Annotated in this window: 5 protein-coding genes; 3 read left to right on the top strand and 2 right to left on the bottom strand. The window is 62.2% G+C overall.

Annotation, left to right across the window (positions count from 1 at the left end):
• A partial coding sequence (gene treS / locus ABJF10_RS25885) for a maltose alpha-D-glucosyltransferase (RefSeq protein WP_348547518.1) occupies positions 1 to 2,598 on the bottom strand: 2,598 nt, incomplete at its 3' end.
• A gap of 80 nt (positions 2,599 to 2,678) precedes the next feature.
• On the opposite strand from treS, the gene treZ reads away from it, so the two are divergent.
• Together treZ and treY are read left to right on the top strand one after the other, a co-directional pair.
• The gene (treZ, locus tag ABJF10_RS25880; protein WP_348547517.1) at positions 2,679 to 4,520 is read left to right on the top strand and encodes a malto-oligosyltrehalose trehalohydrolase; all 1,842 of its coding nucleotides are present in this window, start codon (positions 2,679 to 2,681) and stop codon (positions 4,518 to 4,520) included.
• Position 4,521: 1 nt separating this feature from the next.
• Positions 4,522 to 7,323, top strand: coding sequence for a malto-oligosyltrehalose synthase (gene treY / locus ABJF10_RS25875; RefSeq protein ID WP_348547516.1), 2,802 nt, complete (start codon positions 4,522 to 4,524; stop codon positions 7,321 to 7,323).
• Positions 7,324 to 7,339: 16 nt separating this feature from the next.
• On the opposite strand, the gene ABJF10_RS25870 is transcribed toward treY, so the two are convergent.
• The gene (locus ABJF10_RS25870; protein WP_348547515.1) at positions 7,340 to 7,564 is read right to left on the bottom strand and encodes a hypothetical protein; all 225 of its coding nucleotides are present in this window, start codon (positions 7,562 to 7,564) and stop codon (positions 7,340 to 7,342) included.
• 297 nt (positions 7,565 to 7,861) lie between these two features.
• Between ABJF10_RS25870 and ABJF10_RS25865 the strand changes: the two genes are divergently transcribed.
• Positions 7,862 to 9,218: HAMP domain-containing protein (locus tag ABJF10_RS25865; RefSeq protein ID WP_348547514.1), on the top strand; the 1,357-nt coding region annotated here is incomplete at its 3' end.

The raw sequence follows: 9,218 nt of genomic DNA, 5'->3' as shown, positions 1-9,218 counted from the left end.
GCCTCGCTGGTAGAGTGTGCTGAAGGGCTCGGGCGCGAATTCCGGGCGGTCTTCCACCGAGGCGAGGGCGCGGTGCATCTCGGCGGTGCGCTCGCCGAGCTGGCGGGCGCGTCCACGATAGACTCCGCCAATGAGCTCGACCGCGGCGGTCGCGTCGAAATCGCGGCGCGCTTCCAGGACGCGATCGAAGTAGCGAGCGAGCGCGTCGAGCGTGTAGGTCCAGCCATCGCCTTGATTGACGACGAAACCGAAGAGCATGCCGATGGCGGCATCACCGGCCTTGTCCACGAGCGTGAGGCCGCCGGCGTACGGCGGCACGCAGGAGAGGCGCGCTTCTTCGCCGAGCAGGCGAGTCACTTCCACATCGGGATGCGGCCCGCGCTCGAACTTGCGCAGGATCTTCAAGTGCCAGGTATCGCCGCAGGCGATCGAGGTGTTCGATTGATCGACGCTGACCAGACGCGTATTGAGGAGAGCCCGGTCGAGGGCGGCGGGATCGAAGGCCGCTTCCTTCGTACCGACCAGGCGCGTGCGGCCGGAAGCTCCGGCTTCACCGGCGATGAGGCGGAGCAACGCGGCGCGAGTCTCGGGCAGATGCAGCGCGTCGCAGAGCGACTGCTCGCCGTCGAGACGCGCGATGATCGCCTGCGGCGTCTCGGCAGTGAGGCGCGTGGTGGTGGTCTCGTCGGCAATCGCGACCGGGAGCAGATAGCTCTCCGGGAGCCCATCGGTAAAGGCGACGTCGATCACCAGGAGCCGGGCCGCGGAGGCGTCGCCGCCGATGGCGACATTCTGCACGATCTTGAGTTCCCGCAGGACGCGTTCTTTTCCGCCGAACCAGCGCCGTGTCGGAACATAGGCGGGCAACACATCGCGCTCGAGGCGCTTCAGCAAGCCACTGCTCCAGGCGGGAGCCACCTTGAGTTCGGGCGGAGTCCAGACGGCTTCCACCGCGGCGGTGGCGGGAGCGGGACGCAAGGCGAACCAATAGAATCCATGGGGCCCGAGGGTGAAGACCGCAGGCGTTTGCTTGATTTCCGGGAAGCTGGCGTGCCCGAAAAGTTCCTCCGGCACGAGGCCGGCGAAGGCGGCGAGATCGAGTTCCACGACTTGGGAAAAGCGCGCGAGATTGGCGACGACGAGCACGACCTCGTCGCCGAGCTTGCGCACGTAGGCCAGGACCTTGGCATTGTCGGGATGCAGAAACTCGATCGTCCCGCTGGCAAAGGCGGCCACCTTTTCCCGCACGCGCAGGAGCCGGCGCATCCACCAGAAAAGGGAGGAAGCATTGCGCTGCTGGTTTTCCACATTGACCGACTCGTAATGGTATTCCGGGTCGATGACCGTGGGCAGATAGAGCTGCTGCGGATTGGCCTTGGAAAAGCCCGCGTTGCGGTCCGGCGACCACTGCATGGGGGTGCGCACGCCATTGCGATCGCCGAGGTAGAAGTTGTCGCCCATGCCGATCTCGTCGCCGTAGTAGATGATGGGCGTGCCGGGCAGGGAGAAGAGGAGCGAATTAATGAGCTCGATCTTGCGGCGGTTGTTGCCGAGCAGCGGCGCAAGGCGGCGGCGGATGCCGAGATTGATGCGCGCGCGGGTGTCCTCGGCGTAGACGCGATACATGTAATCGCGCTCCTCGTCGGTGACCATCTCCAGGGTCAACTCATCGTGATTGCGCAGAAAGATGGCCCACTGGCAGTTCTCCGGGATCGCCGGGGTCTGGTCGAGAATGTCGATGATCGGGAAACGGTCCTCCATTTGCAGCGCCATGAACATCCGGGGCATGAGCGGGAAGTGGAACTCCATGTGGCACTCGTCGCCCTTGCCGAAATATTCGACGGCGTCTTCCGGCCATTGATTGGCCTCGGCGAGGAGCATGACACCCGGGAACTTTTCATCGATATGGGCGCGCAGCTTGCGGATGAAGCCGTGCGTTTCCGGGAGGTTTTCGCAATTCGTGCCCTCGCGCTCGTAGAGATAGGGAATGGCGTCGAGGCGCAGGCCGTCCACGCCCATGGCCAGCCAGAAATCGAAGGCCCGGAAGAGTTCCGCGTGCACGAGCGGGTTGTCGAAATTCAGGTCGGGCTGGTGGGCGTAGAAGCGGTGCCAGAAATAGGCTTTCGCGACCGGGTCCCACGTCCAGTTCGAGGGCTCAAAGTCCTTGAAGATGATGCGCGCGTCGCGGTATTTGCGCGGGTCGTCGCTCCAGACGTAGAAGTCGCGCTCGGGCGAGCCTTTCGGCGCGCGGCGGGCGCGCTGGAACCAGGCGTGCTGGTCGGAGGTGTGATTGAGCACCAGTTCGGTGATGACGCGGAGACCGCGCTCGTGGGCGAGATCAAGGAAGGCGCGGAAGTCATCCATCGTGCCGTAGCTGGGATTGACGGCGAAGTAGTCCGCGATGTCGTAGCCATCATCCTTGAGCGGCGATGGATAGAACGGCAGCAACCACAGCGCGGTGACACCGAGGTCGGTGAAATAATCGAGCCGGTCGATCAACCCGCGAAAGTCGCCCAAGCCATCACCGTCGCTATCCATGAAGGTCTTGACGTGGAGTTCGTAAATGACGGCGCTCTTGAACCAAAGGGGATCTGACATCTCCGTTAGTTACGTGACAAAGCCCCACTTTGCGCGCATAAACACAACCCAAAGCGGTTGTTCGTGCGTATGCTGTAGCGATGACAGGGAGAAAATTTTCACAGGGAGCAGAGTTCGGCAGCAGCGGTGTGCACTATCGAGTCTGGGCACCAAAGTCGGAACGCGTGGCCGTGCGGATCACCGCTGCGGCTGGCGCTACCCGGACGCTGCCGCTGGCCGGAGAAACCGACGGCTATCATAGCGTCCTCGACTCCGATGGGGTGGCCGGGGACCGATTTGCGTATGAATTGAACGGAGGCGGGGCATTCCCCTGCCCCGCTTCGCGGTTTCAGCCAGAGGACGTTTCGGGGCCTTCCATGGTCATCGATCCACAGACGTTCTCTTGGACGGACCAGGAGTGGTTGCGGCCGGCGTTTCGCGAACTGGTCATTTACGAGCTGCATGTGGGGACCTTTACGCCGGACGGCACCTATCGCGCGGCGATGGAGCGGCTGCCCTACCTGCGGGAACTTGGCGTCAACGCGCTCGAAGTGATGCCCCTCGCGGATTTTCCCGGAGAATACAACTGGGGCTACGACGGAGTGCGCCTTTATGCACCGGCACGAGTGTATGGGCAGCCGGATGATTTGCGCGCGCTGGTGGATGCCGCGCACGGGCACGGTCTCGCCGTGATCCTCGACGTGGTCTACAATCACTTTGGGCCGGATGGAAACTTCCTGAAGCAATTTTCCCCGGACTATTTCGAAGGCCGCCATCACACGCCGTGGGGCGAAGCGATCAACTTCAGTCGCAGCCCGCAGGTTCGCGCCTACTACGAGGACAATATCCTCTACTGGATGGACGAGTTCCACATCGACGGCTTTCGCCTCGACGCCACCCACACGATTTTCGATGACTCACCGCGGCATATCCTCGCGGAGCTGGCGGAGATCGCCCACGCCCGCGGCGGCTATATCATCGCCGAGGACGAGCAGAACCTGGCCAAAGTGATCGAGTCGCCGGCAGAGGGCGGGATCGGGATGAACGCCGTGTGGGCGGACGACTTTCATCACACCGTGGATGTCGCGCTGATCGAGGGCTCCATGTATACCGGCACCTTTGAAGGCAAGCTGCACGAGCTCGTCAATACCTTGAAAAACGGCTGGGTCCACCCACCGCCGTGGCCGGCCGGAGGGCCCAGAATGAATACTGCGTGCGCCCATCTGCCGCCGGAAAAATTTGTCTTCTGCATCTCGAATCACGACCAGAGCGGCAATCGCGCCTTCGGGGAACGGATCAACCACTTCATCTCCGCGGAAACCTACCGGGCCGCAAGCGCACTGCTTTGCCTCGTGCCCTACACACCGTTGATTTTCATGGGCCAGGAATGGGGCGCCTCCACGCCCTTTCTCTATTTCACCGATCACCATGACGAACTCGGCCACCTCGTCGCGGAAGGGCGGCGGCGCGATCTCCGGAAATTTCCCATTTTCGAAAGAGAACTGGCCGAGCGGGATTTTCCCTCGCCGCAAGCCCGCGAGACGTTTGAGCAATCGAAACTCCAGTGGGAGGAAGCGGGACAGGCTGGCCATGGCGCCTGCCTGCGGCTGTATCGCGCGGCGCTTCGTTTGCGCCGGGAGCATGGAGTTTTTCGTCCGCACGATCGAGCGCGCACGAAAGTCGCGGAACTCTCCTGCGAGGTGCTGGCGATTCGCGCGCGGAGCGAGACCGAGGAATGGCTGCTCCTCTGCGACCTGCGCGGCGGCCATCGCGGTGATTTGCGCGCCGAGTCTTTCTGCGCGCTCCCAGCGGGTCGCCAATGGCATCCTGTCTTTTCCAGTAATGCTCCTGAGTTCGGCGGACCCGAGCCGGGCGGCTACGACCCGGTGAGCGGACACATCGTTTTCCAACATCCGGAGGTGCTCGTTCTGCGAGCCGAATGACATGCCCGCATCCATCCCCACCGCCACCTACCGCTTCCAGTTTCACCTGGGCTTCACCTTTCGCGATGCCCTCGCGCTGGCGCCCTATCTGGACGACCTGGGAATCAGCCACGTCTACGCGTCGCCCATTTTCCGCGCGATGCCCGGCAGCACGCATGGTTACGACATTTGCGATCACAATGCGCTGAACCCGGAAATCGGGACGCGGGAGGAATTCGATGCACTGATCGCCGAGCTGCACCGCCGAAAGATCGGCTTCATCGTGGATTTCGTGCCCAACCACATGGGCATCGCCGAGACGCAGAACCACTGGTGGATGGACGTCCTCGAAAACGGTCCAGCCTCGCCCTACGCGCGTTTTTTCGACATCGACTGGATGCCGCTCAAGCGCGAACTCGAGAACAAGGTGCTGCTGCCCGTCCTGGGCGATCAATACGGGCGTGTGCTGGAGCGGGGTGAACTCAAAGTGCACTTCGAAGCGGGAAGTTTCTGGCTGGACTACTATGCTTTGCGTTTGCCGCTGGGGCCGCGCTCGACCCGCCCGTTGTTGAAGCGCGCGGACGACTTGCTGGCGGATGCTCCCGTCGAGCTCAAAAGCATTCTCACGGCCATCGAGCATCTGCCGCCGACCACGGAAACCGATCCCGAGAAAATCGCCGAGCGACGGCGGGAAAAGGACGTGATTCGCGCGCGACTCGGCCAGCTTTGCGAGAACTCGCCGGCGGTGCAGGAAGCCATCGCGCGGGCGTTGACCGAACTGCACGACACCGGCGACCCCGCGAGCTTCGATCGGCTCGATGCGTTGATCAGCAGCCAGCCGTACCGGCTCAGCTCCTGGAAAGTGGCCGCGGAGGAAATCAATTATCGCCGATTCTTCGACGTCAACACCCTCGCGGCCATCCGCATGGAGTTGCCCGAGGTTTTCGATGCGACGCACCGGCTCCTCTTCGAACTGATCGGCAACGGCTCCGTGAACGGGGTGCGTATCGATCACATCGATGGGCTGGCCAATCCGCGCGAGTATCTGCGCAATCTCCAGACGGGCGCCAGCGGTGCGCTCGGCTCCCCCACGGAAAAGCACGCGATTTATCTGTTGGTGGAGAAAATCCTCGGTCCCAGTGAAAAGCTCCGCGCCGACTGGCCGGTGCACGGCACCACGGGATACGAGTTTGCCAACCAGGTGATCGAGACGCAAGTGGACCGGGCGGCGGAACGCACCTTGACCGAGACTTACAATCGCTTTGTGGGTCGCCAGCTCGATTTCCATGAACTCGTGTATCGCTGCAAGAAGCTCGTGATGCAGGTGTCCATGGCCAGCGAAGTCAATGTGCTGGGACACCTGCTCAACCGCCTTTCAGAGAGCCACCGCTGGTATCGCGATTTCACCGTGAACGCGCTCACCGCTGCGGTCCGGGAAATGATCGCGTGCTTCCGCGTATACCGGACCTACCTGGTGCCGGGTGAACCGCCGGCAGAGGCCTGCGTGCGAGTCATCTACCGGGCCCTCGCGGAGGCGCGACGTCGCAATCCCGCGTTCGAGCGCACTGTCTTCGAGTTTCTGCGCGACGTGCTCCTGCCACCGGAGCCGAATCCGCACCCCGTCGATGAAACATTGCGGCAGGAGTTCGTCCTGAAGTTCCAGCAGTGCACCAGCCCTATTGCCGCCAAGGGCGTGGAGGACACCGCTTTCTACCAATATCACCGGCTCATCGCCCTGAACGAGGTGGGCGGCGAACCCAGTGATTTCGGAGCGACGGTGGACACCTTTCACCGCCAGAACGCCGCCCGCCTGGCGGAGTTTCCGCATTCCATGCTGGCCACTTCCACCCACGATACCAAGCGCAGCGAAGACGTGCGTGCGCGACTGGCCGTGCTCTCCGAGATGCCGAAGGAATGGGGACAGGCGCTGCGCCGCTGGCACACCGCCAACCAAAAGCACCGCAGCAAGATCGACGGCGAATGGGCGCCCGATCACAACGAGGAAGCGCTGCTCTACCAGACCCTCCTCGGCTCATGGCCCCTGGAGCCGCTCGACGACCAGACGCGGCCCACCTACGTGCAGCGCATCCAGGATTACATGGTGAAAGCCCTGCATGAAGCCAAGGTGAACAGCAGTTGGATCGAACCGAACGAAGCGTGGGACAAGGCGGTGTGCGAGTTCGTCGCGAAGATCCTTGAGCCCAGTCCAAGCAATCGATTCCTCGTGACTTTCGCGCCTTTCGCCGAGCGGCTGGCCACAGCGGGAGCGATGAATTCGCTCGCGCAAACGATGCTCAAGCTCACGGTGCCCGGCATGCCGGATTTCTATCAAGGATCCGAGTTGTGGGATCTCAGCCTGGTGGATCCGGACAATCGCCGGCCGGTGGATTACGGGCGTTGCCGGGAACAATTGGCCGCAGTATCCAGGGAGGTATCGCCCTCCTGGCTTCTGGAAAATTGGCGCGACGGGCAGATAAAAATGCATCTCATTCGGACCCTGCTCCATTTCCGACGACAGAACTCCACGCTCTTTGTGGAGGGAAGTTATACGCCCGTGACCCTGAAGGGGGAATGGGCGGACTGCGTCGTCGCGTTTGAGCGCGAGATTTCGGGAATGACACTGCTGGTCGTGGCACCACGACTGACCTCGCGGATCGGCTTTCCGCCCTGCGGCGAGCAATGGGGCGACACGGGGCTCGAACCACGAGTGTCACGGGATTGGGTCGATCTGCTGACCGGAAACAAATTCCACAACGGCAACCCCTTGCGAATGGCGGATGTCCTCAAGGAATTCCCGGTAGCAGCGTTACTCGCCACCCCATAGGGAGCGGCTGTCCTGCTCAATGTTCCGGGCGCTGCGATTCCGAGGTCAGCAATCTCTGCCAGTGCTCCGGATAAACGGCACAACCTTCCGACCACCAGACCGTTCCGGTCCAGATGCCCCCCTTTCGGCTGCCGTCGGAGAAATAGAGCCGGACCGCCTTGTAAGGCTCAGGTTTGGTGGTTGCGGCGTCATAAATTGGATTCTTTTGATCTGCCATGCGCGAGCCCGTTTCGGGGCTCACGACCCCGACGGATGTCTGTCAGATTGTGTGGCAAAAAACGCGATGCGAAGGGCGAATACTTCCTCCTTTCACTGTATCTCGATCGCCAATGACCGAGCCCCAACACTCCGATAACGCCATTTTAGCAGGTGGAGAATTTTCACTGTCGACAGGCATCCGCTGGAGTTTGGCGGGCCGATAAGACAATAATGGTCATGCTTGATAACCGCGCCCTGTGTTCCACTGGCAGGAACGGTCGTCACCCTGCATCGTTTCCCCCCAGTGCATTTCGCCCAGCCTAAGCCCTGCTAGCACCTTATGGATAAGCCTGAACCCTCCACCGCCGTTCTCGCCACCCCGCTCGAAGGTCCCGAGGATCCGCCAAAAACGGCAACCAACGGAACGAACCACTCCCAGGAGGAACGGGATCGATCCCTGGACATTCTCGAAGCCATGCTGGCGCTGCGCAGCGGCAATTTCTCGGCGCGACTGCCGGCCGGGTGGACGGGCGTCCACGGCAAAATCGCTGACGCCTTCAACGATGTGGCCACGATGAACAAGCGGCGCTCAGAGGAAACGACAAGGGTGTGCCGCGTGGTGGGCAAGGAGGGTAAACTCAAGCAGCGGATCCGCGTGCCGGGCCTGGTCGGCGAATGGGGCGAGGAAGTTGAAATGCTGAATGGCCTCGTCGACGACCTGGTGTGGCCGGTCACAGAGGTCACCCGCACCATCGGCGCGGTCGCCAAGGGGGATTTGACCCAAGCGATGGCCCTGGATGTAGACGGACGACGACTCGAGGGCGAGTTCCTGCACTCTGCGAAGCTCGTGAACCGAATGATCGATCAGCTCTCCGTTTTCACTTCAGAAGTGACGCGCGTGGCCCGCGAAGTGGGCACGGAAGGCAAACTCGGCGGCCAGGCGCAGGTCAAGAATGTGTCCGGTGCATGGAAGGAACTGACGGAAAGCGTGAACTTGATGGCGGTCAACCTCACGGCGCAGGTGCGCAACATCGTGGACGTGACCATCGCGGTGGCCAACGGTGACCTTTCCAAGAAGATCACCGTGGACGTGCGCGGCGAAATTTTGCAGCTCAAGGAGGCGATCAACACCATGGTCGACCAATTGCGCTCCTTCGCCTCGGAAGTGACGCGCGTGGCGCGCGAAGTCGGCACCGAAGGGCGGCTGGGCGGACAGGCGGTGGTGCCGGGTGTCGCGGGCACATGGAAGGATCTGACCGACTCGGTGAATGCGATGGCCTCCAACCTCACGGCGCAGGTGCGTAACATTGCGGCGGTGACCACAGCCGTGGCGCGCGGCGACCTTTCGCGTAAAATCACCGTCGAGGTGAAAGGTGAAATTCTGGAGCTGAAAGAGACGATCAATACGATGGTCGATCAGCTCAACGGCTTTGCGGCCGAGGTGACGCGCGTCGCTCGCGAAGTGGGCACGGAAGGCAAGCTTGGCGGGCAGGCGCAGGTGTCGGGCGTCGCGGGCACCTGGAAAGATCTGACGGACAACGTGAATTCGATGGCCTCGAACCTCACCGGCCAGGTGCGCAACATCGCCGACGTGGCGACCGCCATCGCCCGTGGCGACTTGTCGCGCAAGATCACGGTGGACGTGAAGGGCGAGATCCTGGAGTTGAAAAACACCATCAACACGATGGTCGATCAGC

Origin of the sequence: Chthoniobacter sp. (assembly GCF_040003245.1) — a bacterium.
GTDB lineage: Bacteria > Verrucomicrobiota > Verrucomicrobiia > Chthoniobacterales > Chthoniobacteraceae > Chthoniobacter.
This window is presented reverse-complemented; position numbering and strand designations above follow the sequence as displayed.

Bases quoted from the DNA above. Each gene is read 5' to 3' on its own strand.
- treZ (WP_348547517.1), top strand. From the start codon at position 2,679: ATGACAGGGAGAAAATTTTCACAGGGAGCAGAGTTCGGCAGCAGCGGT.
- treY (WP_348547516.1), top strand. From the start codon at position 4,522: ATGCCCGCATCCATCCCCACCGCCACCTACCGCTTCCAGTTTCACCTG.